This window comes from Psychrobacter sp. JCM 18901, from assembly GCF_000586435.1.
In the GTDB taxonomy this organism is placed as follows: Bacteria; Pseudomonadota; Gammaproteobacteria; order Pseudomonadales; family Moraxellaceae; genus Psychrobacter.
In genome coordinates, this window is the sequence record NZ_BAWH01000005.1 from 96424 (window position 1) to 119753 (window position 23330).

Below are 23330 nucleotides of genomic sequence, written 5' to 3' on the forward strand. Positions count from 1 at the left end.
CGTACCAAGTCTTTAAGCATTACTTAGATCTACCAATACCCTCTCAGGACAAAAAAAGTGAAACATATACTCAGTGGTACAGTCATGTAGGCCAAGCATTATTTGGTTTATCAAAGCTAGCTTATCCCTCAACATACAACGCGCTTAACTGGTACGATAAATATTTACACCACCCTGACGCCGATTTTAAATCACTTGCTCCAACACTCACGCTCATGGTGACTGTAAACGATATTGATCTGCTGCTCAAATGGCAAAAAGATGAGAGCCCCATTATTTGCCATTGTGCCAATTTTGGTTTGGCTATCCTAGGTGATACGCGTGGGCAGGCTTTGTTGACTCATGATATTTATGGCAATATCGACAATAGCAATCTGGTAGCATCAAAAATGCCTGTTTATTGGCTTCAAGCGCAGCACGGTTTAGGTATTACACATGCACGACAATTACAGCCTTTGTTTGAGTCAGAGTCCTATGCAGTAGCAGCCAGACTGTTATTGATATTTAATGATTTACAGAATGGCTTGCAAGGTGGCAGGCAAGCTCCTGAAAAGACCGCTACCAGCACTGTCAGGCCCAATCGACTGATAGAAACATTAAGCTTTGCTGATAATGACACGGCAGTAGTCTACGCCAATATACTCGCTCGTTACCCGAATGACGTACAACAACGCAATAACCAGCAAGCACTATCGTCAACGTGGCAGTACCTAAGTGATTATTTGTCACGTCAATTAGGCAGTATTTTATCTTCTCACTCTGAAGTCATTACGATGATGATAGATGCCATGCCAAACACGGTATATAAAGGTGGTGTTAAAGGACAGTCGCATAATACGGCCTCTATCCGAACAAGTATTCTGACAACCGTCAGTACCGAAAACTTACAACAGCTCGCCAACCTCAGTCGCCATCAGCAACCATTGGTACGCGCCCAAACCATTAGTGTCATTTGCCACTTATCTGAATTACTCGCTCATGATTATTATGACGATGAGGACGATGTTTTTGAGACATTACAAAAATGGCAACGCAGTTTACAGGCATTGTTAAGTACTCACCCCGCTACGGCCACCGTTAATATGGCAGGCAATGCGCAAACAGTCGGTAGCTCTCCTACTGAACAACAAGATAGTCAGGAAGTGCATTATCCATACCAGTCTCTTGCCTTTGGCGCTTGGATTGGTGTCATACGTGCAGGCGACGATTATTATGCTAATAGCAGCACCACAGACCAAGCCATTCGAGGGCTAATGTGGCTTGCTACTCAACCATCGCAGCTGAACACTAATAACGATGAGGACTGGCGAGACAGTACCAGTCGCGTGTTGTTACCATTACTCAACCACAGTAGTTTTGACACTCGTGAGTTGGCTTGGGCATGCTTGTATAAGCTGGACATGCCTGCCAAAAAGCTGGCTGACTATGCAATGAGTACGCCCTACCGTGATATGGTCAAACGCGGCTTGGATCTATTGCTAAATACCGCAAATAACAATGCCGTACAGCAGCAAAGCAAACCATCGGATACAGCTACTGTCAGTAGTAGCGCTGATCAACAACTCATTGATTTGTTAAAAACCAATAATCACACCTTAGCAGAAGAGACCTATCAGCTGTTAAAAGGCCGACTAGGCCATCTGCCAGCCAGCTTGCTTGGGCTACAGACTTATTGTCAGTCGTTACTGCCTCAGATCGTTGCTGAATGGAAACAAGTTATCGTCACGCCCTTTGCAAACAGTCAATCGCCGTCAGTGCAGTGCCAAGAAAAGCTGACGTTTTTGCTGCATGCTGTGAAGAGTGATGATTGGAATGCAAAATATCAAGCACTGAGTCAACTGATCGAGTTTCATGACGTACTCTTTGCGGACAGCACGCTATTTGATAGCTTGTTTGATTTTGCTGAAGACGCTCAGTCCAGTAATGAGAGATATCGTAGCTGGAAATTACTTACTGAGGCACTCACGTCGTACCAATTCATCAATAAGAACACTTTAGAAGGTCAGTTAAAGAGTAGCTTTGATATTGCGACTGCTGAACAAGTTGCTAATGAAGCGCACTTACGATTATTAGCCTTACTTGACGATCCCCATATCAACAAACCCAAACAAGTTATCTACTCAGATATCGCTGACCTACGTAACACGAATCTCGTGGCGCCATTACTACAGCGTTTAGAAAGTCTGTTTGAGCACACGCCGCAAAAAAATAAAGAAGAGCGTAAATATTTATTTGATACCTTAGTAAAAATCAGTGGTTACGATCAAAAAAATTGAGGATTATTTGGACGAGCGTGAAGACACGCGCTGGTTACAACGTCAGCATCCTAGAGACTCGCAAGTCTTGTTATCACTGTTTACTACGCTTATGAATCATAGTGATTATGCGCTTGCCGCACAGCTATTACCGTCACTAACATGGGTACAATCGGGCGACAGCGATTTATCCTCGCGCATTGATACCGCTTTAGCGCTAGCCTACGAGCAGATGCCAGCTAACTATACCTTTAAATTGGTAGAGGCACTGGCATATCGAGCCAAAAGACGACATAGCAGCATTACCTCATTACAAAACGCCCTGCGTAATAAAGACGCTGATGTGCAATTTGCCGCGGCTGAAGGACTCGCTAAATGCGGTCATGCTGATGGGGTCAATATCTTGATGGCCACGATCGATTATAACCCTGATGCGGAGTTCCGCAGCTGCAGTGTGTTAGCCATTGGCGAGCTACTAGGCAGCAATAACAATCAAAATGCTGACTCGCCTAATGCTAGCTCGCCTGTGGACAACGCTGATAAAAACTTACAGGTTCATACCTTATACAAAGCCTATGATAAGTTAATCAAACTGGCTGAAGGTGACGAGCATTACCTGCAAGACGTGGCCAGTGAAGCCTTAGGCCGCCTTGCACAAGGTGGTGACTTTGAGCATAGTCCGCATATTTTTGAGCTATTAAAATCGCACTTGTCAGACCCCGCAGTCCATTTCACCAATCCCGGCATTGTCCATTGGTTAAATGGACTGCGCTGGCTCAACACAACGCCTGCTTGGGAAGCAATACGCCACTATATACGCATTCATCTTGATAAAGCCATATTTTTCCGTCCACAAAGGCATGCGGTATGGCTACTACAGATGAATGATAGCGATGCCAATCAAGCATTAATGTTAGATATCTTAAAGACAAGCAACCTAGATCGTGATGTGCTTATGGTGGCTTACAATGCAGCGCAAAAAACTTGGGGCAGTCTTGCAGCGCAGATTTATCCTTATGATTGGGCAACCATACAAAGCCATAACAATGACTTTGTAGAAGCGACTGAGCGTTTGAGTCTAAAACGTATCATCGGTCATAGCAGCATCGATGAGCTAGCCACATTCATCACACAGCATGGCGCGCACTTACCAGCCGATACTTTGACGGCTCTACAAAATGCCATTATGGCCAAGCAAGACATGCCAGCATCACAGCTTACCGCGTTGATTACCAGTAGTAACACACTGACTCAGCATATTGGACTGTCTTATCTGACCCAGTATCCAACTAACTATCTAGACAAAGAAATGGTTGCGACGTTGCAGCAGCGTTTTGACAGCGCAAGCGAGCAATGGTATACGCTTATCGACACCATCAACCGCAGTCCGACTACTATCAGCAACAACCAGTGGATCGAGATGGTTGAACAAGTGGGTAGCACCATCAAACAGCTGGTTTGGCTAATCATGCGTCATGTGTCCATTACCATTGCCAAAGGTGCTGTCGATAAAGCGGCTACTAAGCAGATCGTGGCAATGCTTGATTGGCTCAATGATGCTCGTCAACCATTGACCATCACCTCCATTCCACTGCTCTCTACGACCGTCAGTGATTGGTGGCAGCAAGCGCTGTTGGCACTACTGGCTAGACCTGTCGCTGACGATAAAGTGCTATCAAGTATCTTGCCAACGTTGAATGTTGTCTCGACAGCAACTCAATCGCAGCTCACTTACGACAACCAAGCCTTGCTAGGAACTGTGATTGCTCGTATTGAACAAAGCGGTACATCTACCCAAAAATCCATAATAACTGTAGTCAGAAATGCGCTGAAAAACAATGCGCTAAAACATACGGGCTCGTCTACCGAGATACCAATCAATCAGCAGCTACTACAGTGGATCAAAGCAAAAGACGCTGACGCACTTTATTATTGTGCAAGTAATGACAACATGGAGATGACGGTTCGTATCCGTGCTATCGAAGCGCTTGGGCAGCTATATAACCCAAATATTGAACAATGGCTGACGACGCTCATGACACATGAAAACTCAGACATTCAGAAGCTTGCTTATAAAGTACTACGCCGCTGGCAACGTGCCATGATACGAGCACAGCAAAAGCGTCCGTTGGCATATAGTCAGGACAGCAGTCAAAAAAGCAATCAGGGTGAAGGAGACAGTCAATGACTATAGACAATCAATTAGACCAAGCATCAGAAACAGAGTCAGAAATAGTAGCAAACACTGATGGCCTGATGATGCAGTTAGACTACGCCGCACCTAGCCAAATCAGTCAAGTTAACGAATCGTCAGACTCACTGTCGGAGGCGCAAACAAGCGAACACACTCAGCATGTGGCACTATTTGCTCAGCTGAATCGATCGGAGGTTAACTTCCACGGTAAGGTCAAGTCTCCCCTTGTCTTTCGTGACAGTTTGCTAGCCTTATTTGATGTGGTCAGTAGTGATTATCGCTATGTGCCAAAAGACCGCTCAGCGTACATGGTATTTATGCAGATGCGCCGTGCCAGCAGCAATAAAAACCTGTTTACTGCGCAGCGTGATTATTTCACGTGGCTATTCAATAACGACCCACTGGCTTTTTGTATTTTGGACCCGATTATTCAGGTGCATGAGCAAGGTGTCAGCTTTGAGGTGTTTAGCCGTGATGAAGCTGCTATGCCCAACTGACATTGACCAATGAAATTTTTGAGCAAAGTGCCGAAGCTACCCTTGGTACCACCAGTATTGATTACAGTACGGCTTTGTTTAACGGTATTGAGAAAATACGAGATCATAAACAAACGATATTAGACATTGGTCATGAAGCGGTCGGCTTACAGTTACTCGAAGCCAAACCAGAAACAGCTGAAGCAGATACTGATAGTACAGTAACCAAGCCCACCGTAAAAAAACAGATCATAGAAAAGCGCATCAACGTGCCAAAAAGCTGGATCAGAGCGCTGCTACAAGTACAGTCTGCAGGTCAATTACCACAAGACACCATCCATCTCGATCCAATCGCATTGTATAACGTGCTATTTGAGCTGCGTATGCATGCTGATATCAAAGGCAAACGCCGTGGATTATTAATTGAGCTTAGACCCCAGCAGCTGCCAGTGATTATATTAGAGCCATTTGATATTACTGTCACAAGCCAAATCAGCCAACAGCAAAAACCCTATCCAGGTCAACAAGCAAAGCTCATTCGCTTATGGGGTCGCCGTCGTCTCAGCCTATTAAAACGTCTGTTGCCGCATACTGACAGCGTTTCGGTATCGATACTGGGGCAAGGCATGCCAAGCTATTGGACACTAAAAGGCAAAGGCTTTCATTTTACCTTTGCTATGACAGGCTTTAGCCAAGCCAACTGGTCACAGTCGTTGAATTTTGATTTATTGCTACCCAAACGCCCATTGCATAATACATTGACTGCTAGTGAAGAAAACCTTTCAGACAGCCATAACGATAGCAACGATGACGCTAATGGCTTGTCTGTATTAATCAAAACACTGGCGAGCACCCCTAGCACTTTAGACGATTTGGTAAAGTCGCTATCAGCAGATGCTTCATTAACGTCTGTGCCTGTTTCTCACTCACAAGTACAGCAGTGGTTACTGTCAGGTACTCAGCAAGGCTTAATTCGCTATGAGATGGCGACGCAGCTGTATCACTACAGACCTTTGAGCCAAGTGCCGCTTGATATGGCACAGTTCGCTTATCACAATGAAGCAGAAAAGCAGGCTTTTGATTTGATTGGCCGTACAGATGCTGTGCAGAAATTCACAGTTGAGACTGTCGCTGTCAAAGGTATTACTATTCGTGCAGATATTCATGTCGAAGAAGACAGACGTACTTATCACAGCCAGCTGCAATTAGGCGATGAAGGGCTAGTTACCAAGGCGGAATGTAGCTGTCCGCAGTACTTGCAACATCGTCTCACTCATGGCGTGTGCGCGCATCTTATTGTGCTACGACTTAGATATAATCAATACGACCCAAATAACACGGGCAATGACAGTTGGCATGACACTCGTGTCTTGAGTAAACGCGTACCGAGTAAGCGCTTACATCAACCTAAGAACAAACAAGAAAGCGTACAAGTAGCATCCAATAGCTCGTTGATGACATTACCTTCTGCACCAACGCTTGATTTAACGGCCTTATCCCAACCAGCTGCTCAGATACACGCGACTACAAGCGATAAGACACAAGCGTTAACCGCACAAGAGACCGCTATTGCTTATGTTTACATCACCATCGCCCATAAGAAGATTACCATTGAACAAACAATAGGTGACAAGGATACGCGCCAGCAGCTGGTGTTCAATCAGCCTGCCCAAGCCAAAGCCGCTTTTTTACAACATATTGCCAGATTTGAAGCCAAAGGCTTTATCGAAAACCAAGGGATGTAAGGTATGACCACACACACAGCCAACAATAACGATTACATCAGCCCTGAGCCAGTATCCACTCCTTTTGAGCGTCAGTGGCAGCAACTATGGCAAGATATTGAGCTGGCAGGCGGACGTTACCAATATGTTCAGCAGCAGCTGGTCAGTCAAGGCTTTATGGTCGAGCGTCAACCTGTCGATAACATGAGCAAAAGAACGGGATCGCTATAAAAAGACTTGAAAAAAGAGGCGGCTGAAGAAAAAAAGTCTCAAAAAAAGCTGCTTGGCAAGCATACAAAGCGCATCACATGGTTTATCTTGGTCGTCATATATATTGGACGGACGATACCAGTATCGATAAGTGGGACGTAAAAGACGCGGCCAATCGGCTGATTGAAAACAAACTGCCATTGCTGCATAAACATAATGAGTTAGCAGAAGCGGTTAACCTTTCCATTCCGCAGTTAAAAGGATTGTGCTATCAAAGAGAAGTTGCCACCAATCTGTCTTATTCGCATTTTACTATTGCCAAACGCAATGGGACAGCACGTCAAATATGGTCGCCGATACCACGTTTGAAGTTTGTACAACGCTGGATTTTGCATAATATTTTGAATAACTTAACGACGCATGGTGCCGCCCATGGCTTTGTACGCGGCAAATCTATCGTGACCAACGCGGCAGTACATAGCAATAGTGAGCTCCTTATTAAGCTTGATGTCAAAGATTTCTTCCCTAGCGTGAGCTGGCGCCGTGTCAAAGGCGTATTCCGTCATGCCGGCTACCCAGAGCAAATTGCCACATTACTGGCATTACTCTGTACGGAGTCGCCTAGGCAAGTGGTACAGCAAGATGGCATCACCTATTATGTGGCATTGGGTGATAGAGCCTTGCCACAAGGCGCACCCACCAGTCCAGCATTAACGAACATCGTTTGCTTAAATCTGGATCGCCGCTTGACAGGATTGGCAGAACAATTGGGCCTACGTTATAGCCGTTATGCCGATGACTTGACCTTTAGTGTGCCCGCTATTGAAGTCACTACACCCAAATCGAAGGCTAAAACAACGATTAAATCCACGACCAGCACTGCAAAAAAACAAGCCGATACGCAGCACAATAAGCTAATCGGACAACTGCTCGGCTCAGTCCATAAGATATTACGCGAAGAAGGTTTTGCGTTAAATAACGACAAGACACGTGTGATTCGTAAAGGCAATCAGCAACAAGTGACAGGCATGGTGGTCAATGGACAAGGCGTACCTAGGGTATCTCGTCAGATCAAAAAATGTTACGAGCAGCCGTTCATAACTTAGAGGCAGGCGGCAAATTACGCGCGGATGAGACTTTAAATACGTTGTCAGGATATGCCGCTTGGATAGCCTCGGCAGAGCCGGAGCTAGGACATGCTTATCTAGATAGAATTGAGCGTTTGCAGGTGCAGCAAGAGACATCTGTATAGATATTTATTTATATTTATAAAAATGAGTATTAGAAAACCCCATTTCTAATACTCATACTTATTTTAATGACGCGTACTAATATAAATATATTTCTATTACATCAATAAAAACGGTGCAGTACGGCTGTCTTTCGATTGGGCAACGTCATATGGCGTACCTTGAGCAACAATCATTCCGCCCGCATCCCCTGCTCCTGGCCCAATATCAATAATCCAATCACTATTGCTTGCCACTTGCATGTCATGTTCAACCATGATGACGGTATTGCCTGCGTCGACAAGACCATTTAACTGCATCATGAGCATAGACACGTCAGCAGGGTGTAGGCCAGTGGTTGGTTCATCCAATATGTATAGTGTGTCGCCTCGCTGCGTGCGTTGCAGCTCGGTGGCAAGCTTAATACGCTGCGCTTCGCCACCTGATAATTCAGTGGCAGGCTGACCCAAACGTAAGTAACCAAGTCCAACTTGTAGTAACGCCTCTAATGCACGCAAGATAGGCGCTTCATCAACAAAAAAATTCGTGAGCCTTTTCAACTGTTAAGTTTAATACTTCAGCGATGTTTTTGTCTCGATAAGTGATTGCTAGCGTTTCCTCGTCATAGCGTTGGCCATGACAAACCTGACAAGGTGCATAGACACTGGGCAGAAACAACAGCTCAACACTGACAAACCCTAAGCCTTCGCAATTTGGGCAGCGGCCTTTGGTCGTGTTAAATGAGAACCTGCCAGCATCATAGCCATGAGATTTTGCTTGCTTAGTCGCCGCAAAAATCTTACGCACATCATCAAACAAGCCAGTATAGGTTGCCAAATTAGAGCGCGGTGTACGTCCAATTGCTTTTTGATTGATATTAATAAGGCGACGGACGTGCTCCATACCAGCGACAATTTCACCGCCAGTTACTGACTCAAGCTCTTGCTCAAGTAATTCCGCCTCACCGACAGGCGCTTCTGTGACTGTCTTTTGCCCCAACGCTTCATTGATAAGCTCTACCAACGCTTGACTGACGAGACTTGATTTGCCTGATCCTGATACCCCTGTGACGCTGGTCATGACCCCAAGCGGAAACTCAACATCTAATCCTGTAATATTATTTCGCTCAATGTTGGCAAGTTTGAGCCAGGCTGCCGGCTGCCTTGTATTAGATTTTGACTGTGCGTTAGACGTCGCATTGGCAAATAGGTATTGACCAGTATGCGACTGTTCAACTTTACGAAGTCCATCTACAGGGCCACTATAGATAATCTCGCCACCATGCTACCTGCCTTTGGTCCGACATCGACTATCCAATCAGCATGTCTAATGACACTCACATCATGCTCAACAACAAACACAGAATTACCAGCTGCAATCAGCTCATCCAACGCCCCTAGCAATGCTTGAGTATCAGCAGGATGTAAACCAGCTGATGGCTCATCAAGGACATACACCACGCCAAACAGCTGCGAGCGAATTTGAGTGGCCAAACGCAGTCGCTGTAGCTCGCCAGGAGAGAGAGTCGGTGTGGTACGCTCAAGCGAGAGATAGCCTAACCCTAATCTTGTCAACGCTTCAACACGAGAGAGAATATCACTGGCGATACGCTGGGCGACGATGGCTTTTTCGCGGTTTGGTGTGTTATCGGCTACCTTGGTACAAGCGGTTACTTCTAATTTTTCCGCCATTTCTGTTAGCGTTAGCTGTGATAGCTCGCCTATATCCAATCCTGCAAACTTAACCGATAGCGATTCTTTCTTTAGTTTTTTTACCATGACATTCTGGACACTCAGATATCTGCATAAACTGCGAGACACGCTTTTTAGTACGCGGGCTCTGAGTGGTAGCAAAAGAGTGCAAAATGAAGTTTTTGGCACTGGTAAAAGTACCCATATAGTTTGCTTTTCGCCTTTTTCTATCGCATCGCGCGTTTGCTCAATGTTGTATTCAGGATAGACAGGCACTGTCGGCGTATCATCTGTAAACAAAATCCAGTCGCGTGTTTTTTTAGGTAGTGTGTGCCATGGTTTATCAATATCATAGCCCAATGTGGTCAATATACGACTAAGGTTTTGACCTTGCCACGCTGGTGGCCATGCTGCAATCGCACGCTCACGGATGGTCTTGGTATTGTCTGGCACCAGCAACTCTTCAGTGACCTCAAATACGCGGCCAATACCTGAACAAGTTGGGCAAGCACCATCTGGCGTATTGGGAGAGAATGCATCGGCATATAGTATTCCTTGATCTGCCGGATATTCTCCTGCTCGTGAGTACAGCATGCGCAGGCCATTGGATATCGTCGTAACGCTACCCACAGACGAGCGCACTGAAGGCGTACCTCGCTTCTGCTGTAAAGCGACTGCTGGTGGTAACCCTTCTATAGAATCAACGTCTGGCTCATCGACCTGATCAATGAGTCGTCTGGCATAAGGCGATACAGAATCAAGATAACGGCGTTGTGACTCGGCAAATAGTGTACCGAATGCTAATGACGACTTGCCTGAGCCTGAGATACCAGTAAAGACCACCAATGCATTACGAGGTAAGTCAACATCAACGTTCTTCAAATTGTGTACGCGCGCACCTCTGACCTGAATATTATCTTGGTCAGGGTTATAAAGGGTATTTCTCACTGTGCTTGTTTTACTTGTTTTTTTCTTCTAATTTTTCTGAATTTGCCATAGCGTTATTGTTCCTATCGAATCGTTGTTTATTCCTAACGTGCTTAGTTTTCTTTACTTGATTAGTTGTCTTTATTTAATTAGCAGAAAGGTTAACACGTACTCATGTGTGGCCATGGCTAGGCTTACATATCAATAGCATAGATAGACAAAACGATAACTCAAGTCACCCAATCATTAATAATAAAAAACCCGCATCAAGGCGGGTTTTGTTTAGCAAGAACTGAAAATTTAGACATTAAGACACAACCAAGCGCATCAATTGGTGCTGATATAACCACCAAATGTCCCTACTGCGTAACCTAAAATACCCAAGAACACGCCAACAGGCGCTAGCGATGGATGAAAAGCTGTGGCGACAATCGGTGCAGAAGAAGCACCGCCCGTATTGGCATTAGAGCCAACTGCCAAAAAGAAGAACGGTGCTCGAATGATTCTAGCAACGGCAAATATGATAACGACATGGATGCTCATCCATAGTAAACCGATAAGCAATAGTCGCCACTGCGAGACGATTCCAGCCAGATTGATTTGCATACCAATCGCGGCGATTAATACAAAGATAAATACCGTGCCGATTTTTGATGCGCCAACATGATCTAACCTACGTATCTTAGTAAACGAAAATATAACACCTATTACCGTAATAATTACCACCATCCAAAAGAACGAGCTGGCAAAGCTATATTGAACGGCCCAACTATAAGGGGCAAAGAAATCTGCAATCTGGCCACCGACAAAGTGCGCCACTCCGACCATGGCAAAGCATAAACCAAACATCACCATCAAATCATTAATGGTTGCTGGGCGGGCATGATCACGCTCATAGCTTTCAACTGCTTTGACTACTTTATCAATGCTACTGGTATCCGCGCGTAAAAACGGTCTATCTTGTCGCTATGTTTCGCCATTAACAAAATAGCCAGCAGCCACAATGAGGCATTGGTAGTATCAACCAAAATCATCATACCAAACAAATCATCACTGACCCCAAACAGCTCCTTCATTGCCGCTTGGTTGGCCGCGCCGCCTATCCAGCTGCCTGCTACGGCCGAGAACCCACGCCATAACGTATCATCGGTAAACATCGCAGGCGATATCCACTTAGCGACTCCCAAACTGATCGGGCCACTGATGACGATAGCAATACTGGCAGCAAAAAACATCGCGATTGCTTTCCAGCCTAAGCCAGTATTTTAGGCACATCCATGGACAAGGTCATCAACAGCAAACTTGCTGGCAGTAAGTAAGTGGCAGTAAAACCATAAATCTGCGAACCAATACCATCGGCAAACACGCCTAAGCTATTTAGAGTAGCTGGTATAAAGCAGCAAAGCACAATACCAGGCAATATGGCATAAAATCGACGCCAAAATTTACCCGGTAAGCCTTGGGTATAAAAAAACCAGACCAATAATGGCCATGATGATGCCAAAGGCTAATGGCAAATTATCAATTGCTAAGTTTGAGGTGGCAGGCATCAAGGCGCTCCAAGAGTTACAACGGGCAAAAGTAAATCAGTATAGACAAGGCAAAAAAACTCCTGCAAGCAGCCATCGACTATTAGCTAGGATTTGCCGAGTAGTATTTGACGGAATAAATAGCAAGGTGACGGCTAGACACGTAACGTCATACGCCCGTTATTGAGCAATATAAAACAGGTAAACGCAAAAAAACCAGATAACAAGTATCTGGCTTTTTTAGTGCTATCTTTAGACGATTAATGAATCAACGATTTTAATCGTCAAATATAGCTGTATTACGAGTTGTTACCACGGTTGCCGCCGTTTGGACGACCTTGGCCACGGCTGTCAGAACGACCAGCTGGACGACCTTGGCTGCCGCTTGGACGACCGCGACCAGTTGCAGCACGCTCACCACGTGGAACGCCATTGCTATCACCGCGGCTTGGGCACCAGTGCGCTTGCCTTGATACGGCTTGCCACCTGAACGCTCATTTGGTTTGCCTGACGTGTCACGTGGCTTACCTTGATAACCGCTGTCATTGCTAGCGCGTTGACCAGTGTTGCTGTCGCTTGAACGACCACGACCTTGACCACCACCGCTAGATTTACCAGCATAGCCACCGCCTGAACGACCACGGCCTTGACCGCCACCGCCGTTAGAACGACCACGGCCACGGCCATTACCTTTGTTTTCGCTAGGTACGTAAGTTTTCTTAGGCTCCATACCTTCGATGATACATACTTCCATTTTGCGATCTAAATAACGGTTGATAGCGTTAAGCTGTGGACGATCATCCATGCTACATAGGCTGATAGCAACACCAGTACGACCAGCACGACCACAACGACCGATACGATGGACGTAATCTTCAGTCTGACGCGGCAAGTCATAGTTGATAACGTGCGAGATAGCTGGGATATCTAGACCACGTGCAGCAACGTCAGTCGCTACTAGGATTTTTACTTTACCATTACGCAAGTCTTGAACGATACGGTTACGCTTGCTCTGTGGCAAGTCACCATGTAGGAAGCTTGCTTTATGGCCCGCTTCTTGTAGCTGTTTAGCCAGTTTTTCAGTGCTACGTTTGGTAGCAGCAAAGATAATGATCTGTTCCATATCTTGCTGGCAAACGATTTTGTCAAGTAAACGGTTTTTGTGATCAAAATCATCACAGTAGTACACTTTTTCTTCAATGTGTGCAGATTCTACTTTGATTGATACGCGCTCAGGGTTCTTAGTGAAGCTAGCAGCGATTTTACCTACTGGGCCATCCCAAGTTGCTGAACACATGATCGTTTGACGATCGATTGGTGCTGCACGAAGGATATCACTGATATCATCAGCAAAACCCATGTCTAGCATACGGTCAGCTTCGTCAAGTACCAATACTTCTAGGTTTGACAAATCAACGCGACCTGCATTGATATGGTCAAGTAGACGACCAGGAGTTGCAACGATTACTTGAACGCCCTTTTTCAAAGCAGTGATCTGACCGTTGTATGGTGCGCCGCCAACTAGTGGTACACAAAATAGACCGCGCATATCTTTAGAATAAGTGCGAACGCTGTCATGTACTTGCTGAGCAAGTTCACGCGTTGGCGTTAGGATAAGTGCTTTGGTTAGTTTGTCAAAGCTAGTAGCACGGCTCAAACGGTCAAGTACAGGGATAACGAAAGCCGCTGTTTTACCACTACCCGTTTGCGCTGACAATAAAAGGTCACGACCAGCTAGAGCAAAAGGAATGGCTTGTTCTTGAATAGGGGTTGGATTGGTATAGCCACTGCGATCAAGGGCAGTAAGAATTGGCTTAGCAATGCCAAGATCAGTAAAAGTTATTTTGTTTTCTTCAGTGGCGTCAGTAGCAGCCGCTTGAGTATTGTTATCAGTATTTGGAGTGTCAGTGCTTTCGATGATGCCGTTTTCAGCGGCGATTGCAGATAAGATGTCAGTCATAAGAATCCTTGGTAAGTATAAGTTGCTGTAAATTCAGCAAACTTGATGCATACCACTGATAACCGTTCACCACGCTGCTCTTATTAGCATTACCGAGCAATATAAAATTGTCGATAATCAGAAACCAAGCCAATAGAGCTTAGCGTCTTTATAATAAATGCGTTCGTGCTGTCTGACGTATTTTGGTGGTAGTGCCGAGTGTCTTATCCTTGCTTGATATACGCTCATTATCAATGCTTTGTCCAAAGCAGATAAAGGCAAACAGCAACCAATCTAGACCCTAGTTATAGGCCAGTAGATAAGATATGAGTCAAAAATAACTGATATTTTAAAAGGTTATTTAAGTACACAAAATCATCGGCAACAATTACTTATGGTCATCCTAGACCCAAAATCGCAGGCGATGTTATCAATCTCATAATTCACGAAAGCCTAAGCTAACGTGGCGACGCAGTATAGCACAATAAAAAAATATATGTACCTATTTCTTCAATTACTGAGTAAATAAGCACTAACAGTGTTGATAATAAACAAGTTTAGTTGTTTTATTTAATAACTACAGCAGAATTGAATAACTAAAGCAAATGAGCTACTCACTGTTTATCTATCGTACTACTTTGACTTCTGTTACATAAGTAGGTAGCTGCCATGCCCCGCCCGCCTCGATTAAGCGGCAAAGTCCAGTGGTGCTTTCATGGCTTTTTTTCAAATGCACGGCCCGTCCATAGCCAATCGGTTTTGCTCATGCAATCACCGATGCCGCGACCTTTTTGTACAGAGGTAAGCTTGCCTTTATCGTAGCCAGTAGCATTGGTCGTAACCAACGTTGGCTTATAAGGTTTACTATCATTGAGCACCCAAACCCCTGCTCCAGCGTTATAAGCGCCTGTCCAGCACTCATGCTGTGCCAACAGCTGAGAGCCATTTAGACGACTGATACGCCAAGGTGATTTGTCTGAAAGATTGGGACAAACGCTGTCTGCATCTTTCATTGTGCCTTTTACCAACGCTGCCAACTGAGAGGACCTCATCACAAACTTTTTGTCATTACCATCGTCCGCTTTGGCGCTTGGAACGATGAACTGCAGTACTGGCGCGGCTTTGGGAGGTAATATACCGCCACTAGATTTAGCAGCATCGTCATTTTTGATAAAAGCACTGGATGTACCAACGCGACCTTGGAACTCATCGGCTTTTAGCATAGCAGCACTGGCACCTTTGTCAGAGAGCTGCCAACGTGAATTGCGCAAGGCCAACGTAATCTTGCTAGATTTGGTCAAAGCTTCTAACAATGCAGTTACCTGCGCTTGAGTAAGCTCAGCGTTACCTGCAGCGGCTGAATATGGCTTCGTCTCACCATAATCCTTGTCATTAATAAACAACGAGATGCGATGACGATTACCGAGCTGCATTAAGGCTTTAGAAGAGCTGTCCTTTGCTCCGCCAAGCTTTACTTTACCATCCACGCCAGCATTTGCACCTGCACGGCGTACGAGCAATATAGAAACCGGAAACTCACTGTTATTCTCTGCTTGATACCCTGCCAGCCGGCACGTACGCGTATTATCACAAGCGACTTGCCAGTCTTGACTGGTAAACTCAGTCGATGTATTGGCCATACTGGTGGTACTAAATAAAGCGGTACTAAGCGCTGCAAGTACAGGCAGTAATATTTTATTTTTTTATCATATAGGTGGGTTGTTCTTTTATTTTTTTTAGGTATGTTTTCTGAATAATACTCTACAGTGATGTTTTTGGGATTTTTATTAGACTGGGCACTGTTTTTATAGCTATTGTCATCATACTTATTATCGTCATAGATAATGCCTGACCTACTAACACCAGTTAAATCAGCGCCTCTTGATAGCGACATATCGTTTATATAATTATTGTCTTTCATAATCATCACCTTTCAGTAGAAGAAGTATAAACACCTGTCTATTGTAATGGTGCTCGGCTATCTTAACGCACTAGTGTTTCTATCTGTTGTACTAATGTATCATTGTGTAAATAAAAAAGGAAGACCTAGCATACGTTATATTCATTTTTATGAATATATAAAAAGGCTGATAAGCTATTTGCTTATCAGCCTTGCTGCTCTGTTTAAGGTTTATTTATGCTTAAACTGTACTGTTAGATCTAAACTGTATTGAGTACTTAGTTTAGTCGATTGGTTTTAGCTCTAGCGCTACTGCACGTTTAACCGCAGGACGTTCAGCGATTTTCTTAGCCCAACGCTGCAAGTGTTTATAGTCTTCTACTTGTAAAAATTCTGCCGCGTCATAGAGCTTACCTAGTGCCAACTGACCATACCAAGACCAGACAATCATATCCGCAATGTTGTAATCAGATTCATCATTGCCGCACAGGTACTCATTATCTTTTAAATGCGTATCTAATACATCGAGCTGACGCTTGGTTTCCATCGTATAGCGGTTGATTGGGTACTCTAGAGGTTCAGGCGCATACGCATAAAAGTGTCCAAAGCCGCCACCTAAGAAAGGCGCGCTACCCATTTGCCACATAATCCAAGACAAACAATCTGCTCGCGCTTTGCCAGTAGCCAGTGGTAGGAAATTATCAAACTTTTCTGCTAGATACATTAAGATAGCACCCGACTCAAAGAGTGCTATCGGCTCCCCCGCTGTATCAGTAGAATGATCGACCAAGGCTGGAATCTTTGAATTGGGGTTTATCTCTACGAACCCTGAGCCAAACTGCTCACCTTTAGAAATATCGATTTTATAGGCATCATATGCTGCCCCATCAATACCAAGTTCGGCCAGCTCTTCTAATAGTATGTTTACCTTAACACCATTTGGTGTATTTAACGAGTACAGCTGTAACGGAGCATCACCAACGGGCAGCTCTTTATCATAGCGAGCTCCAGACGTTGGACTATTAATACTAGCAAACTTGCCGCCATTATCTTTATCTTGTGTCCAAACTTTTGGTGGTACGTATTTATTATTATCTTGACTCATAATTTATCCTCGGTTTGTATTTATGACTGCCGCGAAGGTTTACTATAACGAGAACTCGTAACGATATTAAAGTCCTCTCTTGTAATCAATGTTGTGTTTCTACTGCTAAAGTAAAGAGAGATACACTATTAGCACTGAGCAACTTCTTTGTCCTGTTTCGCCTCTTTGCCTTTTTTTAGCAATCCTTTGCATCGTTGCTCTTATATAAGTTATTTTATATCAGTTACTTTGAGTCACTTTTATTATGAGCTAGGCTTTCTTATACTACTCAGCTTGCATAGTGATCTGCTCGCAAATCCGCTATTTTCTTATTCCATAACGAGACGTTCAATGGGACTCACATGGTAACGCTCACCCCGACTCAAGATAAATACCTACCTTACGTACTAGCGGTAGCGCTATTTATGCAAATTTTAGACGCTACTATTTTGAACACCTCATTGCCACAAATGGCACAGGCGTTGGGTGAGTCGCCACTAAAGATGCAGTGGCTGTCATCAGCTATGCATTAACCTTGGCGATTTTTATCCCTATCAGTGGTTTTTTTAGCGGATAAATATGGCACACGCCGCGTATTTTTATCAGCGGTCATCATTTTTTTGTATTGGCTCATTACTGTGCGCGGCGTCGCAAACGCTAGATTTTTTGGTTGCCTCACGTGTGGTACAGGGTATCGGCGGTGCATGATGACGCCTGTCGCTCGTTTGATATTGGTTAAGTCTTATCCGCGCAATAAGCTGCTCACTGTGATGAATTTCGCTGTGATACCAGCGTTGGTTGCACCGCTAGTCGGTCCAGTATTAGGCGGCTATATCGTGCAATATGCTAGCTGGCATTGGATATTTTTGATCAATATACCGATGGGCGTGGCAGGTTTTATTATGGGCAAAAAACTGGTGCCAGCGCTATATGAAGATACTAAGCGTCTTGATTGGACAGGGTTTGTATTGTTTGCTGCCGCTGCTTGCGGGTTCACACTGGCTGTCGAGTTTGGTTCACAGACAGGTCGCGGAGTTTATGGGTTGTTGCTTGGGTTGGGCGCAAGTCTATTGATAGGCGCGTATGTCTGGCATGCCAAACGGCGAGCAGCTCCCCTGTTTCCACTCAGCTTGTTTGATATTCGCACCTTTCGAATTGGTATTACAGGCAATTTGTTTACGCGGCTTGGTATCAGTGCCGTGCCATTTTTGCTGCCCTTGTTACTCCAAGTGGTGTTTGAGTACTCACCTTCGCAGGCAGGTTGGTTGCTTGCCCCGATTGCGGTGGGTGCTATAGGTATCAAACCTTGGGTTAGCAAGATTATTCAGCGGTTTAGCTACCGTAAAGTACTGGTCTATAATACCTTGTTTATGGGTTCGCTTATCATTGTGCTAGCGCAGTTTAATGATGCCTCGCAGTGGCTATGGTTTATACCCATCCTGACCATCATGGGTGCCTGTAACTCCATGCAGTTCAGTGCGATGAATACGATTACTATTGGCGATTTACAGGGCACACAAACCAGTAGTGGTAACAGCTTAATGGCAGTTAATCAGCAGCTAGCGATTAGCTTTGGTATTGCGTTCGGTGCTGCTGTATTGAATCTATTACGTGAGCGTCTACAGATGGATACACTAGTAGCGTTCCAAACCACTTATTGGATATTGGGCATTTTGACCATTCTCTCGGGGCTGTATTTTTTACGTTTAAAACCTGAGGATGGCCGCGGTTTATACTAGGGCGTGTCTTCAATCGAGAAAAGCTTTCTATTAAGTGAGACTTTACGTACGACACATCTCTATTCTATATAGCCGAAACGTTAAAAATAGCTTATCTATAGACAGAAAAAAAGCCAGTAAGCGATTGGATTATCAATCTCATACTGGCTTTTTATTACGACTTACATCAATAGTTAATACTATTATGCGTCATCATCACTCATTTGCGATTGGATGTAGCGCTCTACACCAATACTCTTGATTAAGTCCTGCTGCGTCTCTAACCAGTCTTCATACTCTTCATTGCCATCTTTTAACGTGACTAATAGCTGGCGAGAGACATAGTCAGACTTTGTCTCACATAAGGTGACGGCATCAGTAATAATATCGAACTTTTGTCTCTCAAGACGTAGATTGCACTCAATGATTTCTGGTACATCTTCGCCAACCAATACTTTGCCCAGTTCCTGCAAGTTTGGCAAGCCGCCCAACAGTAAAATACGAGCGATCAGGTCGTCTGACCATTTCATCTCAGCAATAGATTGCTTATATAATGAGTCATTAAGCGCTTCTAGCCCCCAATGACGTGCAATACGTGCATGCAAAAAAATACTGGTTGATGGCAATCAGTGACTGCCCAAGTACTTTATTTAACGCGCGAATAACTTCTTTATCCCCTGTCATTACCTTTCTCCCTTAATCTCTGTTATTTATGCTAAATACTGTGAATGCTATTCATACGTAGGATGATATCAGACAATATTAGGAGTGACTTCAGCCATTTGGCTTTGTAGGTAATTCGGTAGACCAATCATGTCGATGAGACGGAGCTGCTGCTCAAGCCAATGCGCATGATCTTCTTCGGTGTCTTTCAGTTGCTCGACCAACATCTCGCGCGTGACATAGTCATGCTCTGCTTCGCAAAGTGCGATGCCTTCTTTTAGATGCTTTTGTACTTGGTACTCTAAATCTAGGTCAAACTGCAACATCTCAGGGACAGTCGCACCAATATGGATAGCGTCGACCGACATCTTTGGCGTGCCACTCAACATCAAGATACGGCGAATGATATTCTGTGCGTGTAGCGTTTCGTCTTCCATTTCATGATGGATACGGTCGTATAACTTGCCATAGTGCCACTCAGCGTACATCTCTGAATGAATAAAATATTGGTCACGAGCGGCAAGCTCACCACCTAGTAAGAAATTCAAATAATCAATGACTTTCTGGCTACCTATCATAACGCGTACTCCCCTATTTATTTTTACCGATCACCATACATCCACAATTTATCATATAAGGATAGCATAATTGGCAAACTGATCAGTAAAATCAAAATCAATAAAATGGCTTCTAATCTTAGGTAAATATAGTAGCATACAGGCGCAGTATAGGGTGTAACGTTATGAACTAAGAATAAGATGCTAATTGAGAATCATAATTAGCTACAACTAGTATTGATATGTGTTATGTAACATGTTGGCGTTTGAGTGAGATTATATGGACGCTTGCACCCGACCCTTTAGGTATAATAAAGTTAGATGCAGAATATTGAATATATTTTATCGTATTATATTACAAGGTATATAATTGATAATATTTAAACAGCGTATGCTAGATTGTCGAGTTTTGCATGGTGTTCGTCTAGGTAGTCATTGACCATCGGCTCACAACAGCCACAGCACGTTGCTACATCGAGCGTATCTTTTAGACCATCGAGCGTATCAACACCTGCAGCAATAGCTGCTTTGATTTGCTTTTCTTTTACGTTGTTGCAGATACATACGTACATGGATTGGCTCCTCGGAATACCACTATTCGATAATGACAGCATACGACACTTATATAAAAACCTTTGTGATAAGTGTCATTGATAAACGGATAATTTACTGTTTTTTAGCAATGAAAACTTAGTCGTTGAAATCACGTTTATCGCTTGCAGTATAATAACGATAATTATTATCATTTTCAATCACATTCGATATATTTATTTTTCGAGACAGCATCCTTATATTACAGGCAGTTCATTTATGTAAGTGGATATAAGTGTGCGTGTAACCGAATATTGTCAAAGGTAGTGAATTGACGATGAACTGTAAATTTGCTTATTTTTTTAATCGATTTTGTAGATAACTGCTGTTATACTGAACCCCTATTAACGAAGCCCATTGGAATTATCCTATGTCTGATAATAATTTTACGATACGACCTATCGATTTATTCAAAGTCCTATCTGATCCGACACGTCTAAAAATATTTCAAATTCTTTTTAAAAAAAAGAAGCACGTTGCGTGGGTGATTTGGTAGATATGCTTGACCAGCCACAACCAACGATATCACGCCACCTAAACCATTTGAAAAAAATTGGGTATTTTGAGCTGTGTACGTGATGGTACTTGGATGTGGTATGAGGTCGCTGATGATTTACCAGATTGGTGTCAAGATATCTTAGACATCACCTACGAGCAAATCACTCCTAGAGGCACTAGTAGAGATGTATCGGATCTTGCTTAGATACGATTGTCCGCTTGTGTCCGCTTAGATTTTTGGTTCTTTAACTGTGCTTTATAAAAAGCGTTTAAGACCATAAATCTGCGGCAATGCTCCAGACCAAAAAAGACCTACTTTCGTAGGTCTTTTTTTGCTCAACTATTGATATCTAAAACTCTCTAGGTCAAATACTTATACAAGATCTAAGAAATCGCTGATAAAGGCGTTGGCTGGCTGGTGTATCAGCTCCTCTGACGTGCCTACCTGCTCTACTCGGCCCTGATTCATCACAACGATCTCATCTGATACCGCACGTGCCTCTTCTTGATCGTGCGTTACCATGATACTGGTGATACCAAGCTCGTGGTGGATGTTTTTTTAGCCATGTGCGCAGCTCTTTACGGACTTTGGCATCTAGTGCACCAAACGGCTCATCTAGCAGCAACAGCTTTGGTTTGACAGCTAGTGCACGTGCTAATGCAATGCGCTGACGCTGGCCACCTGATAGCTGATGCGGATAAGCATTGGCAACTTGTGGTAGCTGTACGAGGTCTAAGAGCTCTGCCACACGCTTATTGATATCAGCTTTACTCGGGCGTTCGTTTTTTGGCAACAAGGTCAATCCAAAGGCTACATTGTCCGCGATGTTCTTATGGCGAAACAGCGCATAATGCTGAAACATAAAGCCAATATGGCGCTTTTGGACTGGAGTATTGGTCACATCCAGCTCATCAAACAATACCTGTCCAGAGTCAGCATACTCCAGACCCGCGATAATACGTAGCAAGGTGGTCTTACCGCAGCCTGATGGACCTAGTAACGTCGTCAATTTGCCAGTTGGCACGGTGATATTGATATTATCCAAAGCGGTAAAATTGCCGAATTTTTTTATTAACGTTGCGAATCTCAATGCTCATAATCGTGTCTCTTATTATATCTTTTGTCGTATCGTGGCAAGTAGCTGAGTAGCGACTGCATCCGTAGTATTAACATCATTTATTAGCTAATGGCAGTTATACCTTTCCAGTACTGTCCGCACTCGTCGATTCAGTAGTGACCGTTGCGTTAGCACTTACTGGCAGCTCAGGTGCACTGGCAAGCCGCTCAGACTTGGCAAATTTACGCTCTTGTATCTTGGTCATGACTTGCTGAATCAGTAGCGTCACCAAGGCCAATGCAGCCAATATGCTCGATAAGGCAAACGCAGCGGTAAAGTTATAATCGTTATAGGCAATCTCAACCAATAGCGGCATGGTGTTGGTCTCGCCGCGAATGTGACCAGATACCACGCTGACCGCACCAAACTCACCCATCGCGCGCGCATTGGTCAAAATCAAACCATATAGCAGTGCCCATTTGATATTAGGCAATGTCACATGCCAGAAGGTCTGCCAACCAGTCGCACCTAGCGTGAGCGCTGCTTGCTCTTCAGAGTCGCCTTGAGTCTGCATCAATGGGATCAGCTCACGCGCAACAAAAGGAAAGGTCACAAATAGCGTCGCCAAAATGATACCAGGCACTGCATATATCACTTGGAAACCCATACTCTCAAGCCAGCCGCCGATAGTAGAGTTCAGTCCAAACAGCAGCACAAACATCAAACCTGCAACCACTGGTGATACCGAAAATGGCAAATCTAGTAAAGTGGTGACCAGCTGCTTACCTTTAAACTGATAGCGCGTGACCAACCATGCAATTGCAATGCCCATTACCATATTAATTGGCAAGACAATACCTGCCGTGATAAGCGTAAGCTTGATGGCTTGTAAGGCTTCAGGATCGACCAACGAGGCGATATATAACTGCCAGCCATTTTTAAAGGCTTCGTAAAACACAGCCAGTAATGGAATGACCAACATGACAATCATGAATAGCACTGCAATGGCAATAAAGGTGCGACGTATCCATGGCGTATCTTTGGTCGCGGCGTTGCTTTGGTAGTCGTAGCTATTAGATATTTGCAT

At 44.2% G+C, this 23330-nt stretch carries 21 protein-coding genes and 3 pseudogenes; 11 read left to right on the plus strand and 13 right to left on the minus strand.

Translation table 11 applies throughout. From position 1 onward, the window contains the following. Nucleotides 1–215 precede the first annotated feature (215 nt). The 7 genes from TT11_RS05760 to TT11_RS05790 all read left to right on the plus strand — a co-directional run bounded on the left by TT11_RS05760 (nucleotide 216) and on the right by TT11_RS05790 (nucleotide 8111). Nucleotides 216–2276: a hypothetical protein gene (locus tag TT11_RS05760; protein WP_261869482.1), complete on the plus strand. Its 2061-nt coding sequence runs from the start codon at nucleotides 216–218 to the stop codon at nucleotides 2274–2276. Next, complete coding sequence (locus TT11_RS05765) at nucleotides 2254–4443, plus strand: HEAT repeat domain-containing protein (protein ID WP_261869484.1); 2190 nt, start codon at nucleotides 2254–2256, stop codon at nucleotides 4441–4443. Before TT11_RS05760 ends, TT11_RS05765 begins: the two co-directional genes overlap by 23 nt. After that, nucleotides 4440–4946: a hypothetical protein gene (locus TT11_RS05770; RefSeq protein ID WP_261869486.1), complete on the plus strand. Its 507-nt coding sequence runs from the start codon at nucleotides 4440–4442 to the stop codon at nucleotides 4944–4946. Before TT11_RS05765 ends, TT11_RS05770 begins: the two co-directional genes overlap by 4 nt. Nucleotides 4947–4948: 2 nt before the next feature. Beyond that, complete coding sequence (locus TT11_RS05775) at nucleotides 4949–6670, plus strand: hypothetical protein (protein WP_261869487.1); 1722 nt, start codon at nucleotides 4949–4951, stop codon at nucleotides 6668–6670. A 3-nt stretch (nucleotides 6671–6673) separates the two neighbouring features. Next, entirely contained in the window at nucleotides 6674–6880 is a 207-nt protein-coding gene (locus TT11_RS05780; protein ID WP_261869489.1) for a hypothetical protein, read from the plus strand. Between the two features lie 77 nt (nucleotides 6881–6957). Continuing rightward, on the plus strand, nucleotides 6958–7965 hold the full coding sequence (locus TT11_RS05785) for a reverse transcriptase family protein (protein ID WP_261869490.1): 1008 nt from the start codon (nucleotides 6958–6960) through the stop codon (nucleotides 7963–7965). Beyond that, nucleotides 7938–8111 (plus strand): hypothetical protein, encoded by a 174-nt coding sequence (locus TT11_RS05790; protein ID WP_261869491.1) that lies wholly within the window; start codon nucleotides 7938–7940, stop codon nucleotides 8109–8111. Before TT11_RS05785 ends, TT11_RS05790 begins: the two co-directional genes overlap by 28 nt. A gap of 96 nt (nucleotides 8112–8207) precedes the next feature. Here the strand turns inward: TT11_RS05790 and uvrA are convergent. The 8 genes and pseudogenes from uvrA to yghU form a co-directional block, all read right to left on the minus strand. Continuing rightward, nucleotides 8208–10727 (minus strand): annotated as a pseudogene (uvrA, locus tag TT11_RS05795) (excinuclease ABC subunit UvrA). A gap of 306 nt (nucleotides 10728–11033) precedes the next feature. Beyond that, nucleotides 11034–11633: a DUF819 domain-containing protein gene (locus tag TT11_RS05800; RefSeq protein ID WP_261869539.1), complete on the minus strand. Its 600-nt coding sequence runs from the start codon at nucleotides 11631–11633 to the stop codon at nucleotides 11034–11036. Beyond that, entirely contained in the window at nucleotides 11621–11941 is a 321-nt protein-coding gene (locus tag TT11_RS05805) for a DUF819 family protein (RefSeq protein WP_261869492.1), read from the minus strand. The genes TT11_RS05800 and TT11_RS05805 overlap by 13 nt, the downstream gene beginning before the upstream one ends. A 17-nt stretch (nucleotides 11942–11958) precedes the next feature. Further along, nucleotides 11959–12210, minus strand: a complete 252-nt coding sequence (locus TT11_RS05810) for a DUF819 family protein (RefSeq protein ID WP_261869493.1) — start codon at nucleotides 12208–12210, stop codon at nucleotides 11959–11961. A gap of 302 nt (nucleotides 12211–12512) precedes the next feature. Further along, nucleotides 12513–14195, minus strand: coding sequence for a DEAD/DEAH box helicase (locus TT11_RS05815; RefSeq protein ID WP_261869495.1), 1683 nt, complete (start codon nucleotides 14193–14195; stop codon nucleotides 12513–12515). 604 nt (nucleotides 14196–14799) lie between these two features. Then, on the minus strand, nucleotides 14800–14904 hold the full coding sequence (locus TT11_RS05820; protein ID WP_261869496.1) for a DUF1176 domain-containing protein: 105 nt from the start codon (nucleotides 14902–14904) through the stop codon (nucleotides 14800–14802). After that, complete coding sequence (locus TT11_RS05825) at nucleotides 14888–15814, minus strand: DUF1176 domain-containing protein (RefSeq protein ID WP_261869497.1); 927 nt, start codon at nucleotides 15812–15814, stop codon at nucleotides 14888–14890. The genes TT11_RS05820 and TT11_RS05825 overlap by 17 nt, the downstream gene beginning before the upstream one ends. 543 nt (nucleotides 15815–16357) lie before the next feature. Beyond that, on the minus strand, nucleotides 16358–17179 hold the full coding sequence (gene yghU, locus TT11_RS05830) for a glutathione-dependent disulfide-bond oxidoreductase (protein ID WP_261869499.1): 822 nt from the start codon (nucleotides 17177–17179) through the stop codon (nucleotides 16358–16360). Nucleotides 17180–17520: 341 nt separating this feature from the next. On the opposite strand from yghU, the gene TT11_RS05835 reads away from it, so the two are divergent. Continuing rightward, on the plus strand, nucleotides 17521–17691 hold the full coding sequence (locus tag TT11_RS05835) for a hypothetical protein (protein ID WP_261869500.1): 171 nt from the start codon (nucleotides 17521–17523) through the stop codon (nucleotides 17689–17691). A gap of 24 nt (nucleotides 17692–17715) precedes the next feature. Next, nucleotides 17716–18897, plus strand: a complete 1182-nt coding sequence (locus TT11_RS05840) for an MFS transporter (protein ID WP_261869502.1) — start codon at nucleotides 17716–17718, stop codon at nucleotides 18895–18897. Between the two features lie 182 nt (nucleotides 18898–19079). Here the strand turns inward: TT11_RS05840 and bfr (TT11_RS05845) are convergent. The 3 genes and pseudogenes from bfr (TT11_RS05845) to TT11_RS05855 form a co-directional block, all read right to left on the minus strand. Further along, nucleotides 19080–19560, minus strand: a pseudogene (gene bfr / locus TT11_RS05845) (bacterioferritin). Between the two features lie 68 nt (nucleotides 19561–19628). Continuing rightward, a complete protein-coding gene (bfr, locus tag TT11_RS05850) occupies nucleotides 19629–20117 on the minus strand; it encodes a bacterioferritin (protein ID WP_057760257.1) in 489 nt (162 codons plus the stop codon). Nucleotides 20118–20476: 359 nt separating this feature from the next. Next, nucleotides 20477–20668, minus strand: coding sequence for a bacterioferritin-associated ferredoxin (locus TT11_RS05855; RefSeq protein WP_101205900.1), 192 nt, complete (start codon nucleotides 20666–20668; stop codon nucleotides 20477–20479). Between the two features lie 517 nt (nucleotides 20669–21185). On the opposite strand from TT11_RS05855, the gene TT11_RS17075 reads away from it, so the two are divergent. Further along, nucleotides 21186–21266, plus strand: coding sequence for a hypothetical protein (locus tag TT11_RS17075; protein WP_370587798.1), 81 nt, complete (start codon nucleotides 21186–21188; stop codon nucleotides 21264–21266). After that, the gene (locus TT11_RS17080; RefSeq protein WP_370587801.1) at nucleotides 21241–21390 is read left to right on the plus strand and encodes a hypothetical protein; all 150 of its coding nucleotides are present in this window, start codon (nucleotides 21241–21243) and stop codon (nucleotides 21388–21390) included. Before TT11_RS17075 ends, TT11_RS17080 begins: the two co-directional genes overlap by 26 nt. Before the next feature lie 180 nt (nucleotides 21391–21570). Here TT11_RS17080 and TT11_RS05865 read toward each other — a convergent pair. After that, nucleotides 21571–22283: pseudogene (locus TT11_RS05865) on the minus strand (sulfate/molybdate ABC transporter ATP-binding protein); the annotation flags it as partial. Nucleotides 22284–22379: 96 nt separating this feature from the next. Next, nucleotides 22380–23330 carry a sulfate ABC transporter permease subunit CysW gene (gene cysW, locus TT11_RS05870; RefSeq protein WP_191113619.1) on the minus strand — a complete coding sequence of 317 codons (951 nt, stop codon included), beginning with the start codon at nucleotides 23328–23330 and terminating at the stop codon, nucleotides 22380–22382.

What these genes read in the sequence shown, in the direction of transcription:
- TT11_RS05805 (WP_261869492.1), bottom strand. Translation starts at nt 11,941, where the DNA reads ATGTTTTTTGCTGCCAGTATTGCTATCGTCATCAGTGGCCCGATCAGT.
- TT11_RS17075 (WP_370587798.1), top strand. Translation starts at nt 21,186, where the DNA reads ATGCTTGACCAGCCACAACCAACGATATCACGCCACCTAAACCATTTG.
- yghU (WP_261869499.1), bottom strand. Translation starts at nt 17,179, where the DNA reads ATGAGTCAAGATAATAATAAATACGTACCACCAAAAGTTTGGACACAA.
- TT11_RS05855 (WP_101205900.1), bottom strand. Translation starts at nt 20,668, where the DNA reads ATGTACGTATGTATCTGCAACAACGTAAAAGAAAAGCAAATCAAAGCA.
- TT11_RS05815 (WP_261869495.1), bottom strand. Translation starts at nt 14,195, where the DNA reads ATGACTGACATCTTATCTGCAATCGCCGCTGAAAACGGCATCATCGAA.
- TT11_RS05835 (WP_261869500.1), top strand. Translation starts at nt 17,521, where the DNA reads ATGGTAACGCTCACCCCGACTCAAGATAAATACCTACCTTACGTACTA.
- cysW (WP_191113619.1), bottom strand. Translation starts at nt 23,330, where the DNA reads ATGCAAATATCTAATAGCTACGACTACCAAAGCAACGCCGCGACCAAA.
- TT11_RS05790 (WP_261869491.1), top strand. Translation starts at nt 7,938, where the DNA reads ATGTTACGAGCAGCCGTTCATAACTTAGAGGCAGGCGGCAAATTACGC.
- TT11_RS05785 (WP_261869490.1), top strand. Translation starts at nt 6,958, where the DNA reads ATGGTTTATCTTGGTCGTCATATATATTGGACGGACGATACCAGTATC.
- TT11_RS05780 (WP_261869489.1), top strand. Translation starts at nt 6,674, where the DNA reads ATGACCACACACACAGCCAACAATAACGATTACATCAGCCCTGAGCCA.
- bfr (WP_057760257.1), bottom strand. Translation starts at nt 20,117, where the DNA reads ATGATAGGTAGCCAGAAAGTCATTGATTATTTGAATTTCTTACTAGGT.
- TT11_RS05760 (WP_261869482.1), top strand. Translation starts at nt 216, where the DNA reads ATGGTGACTGTAAACGATATTGATCTGCTGCTCAAATGGCAAAAAGAT.
- TT11_RS05825 (WP_261869497.1), bottom strand. Translation starts at nt 15,814, where the DNA reads ATGGCCAATACATCGACTGAGTTTACCAGTCAAGACTGGCAAGTCGCT.
- TT11_RS05770 (WP_261869486.1), top strand. Translation starts at nt 4,440, where the DNA reads ATGACTATAGACAATCAATTAGACCAAGCATCAGAAACAGAGTCAGAA.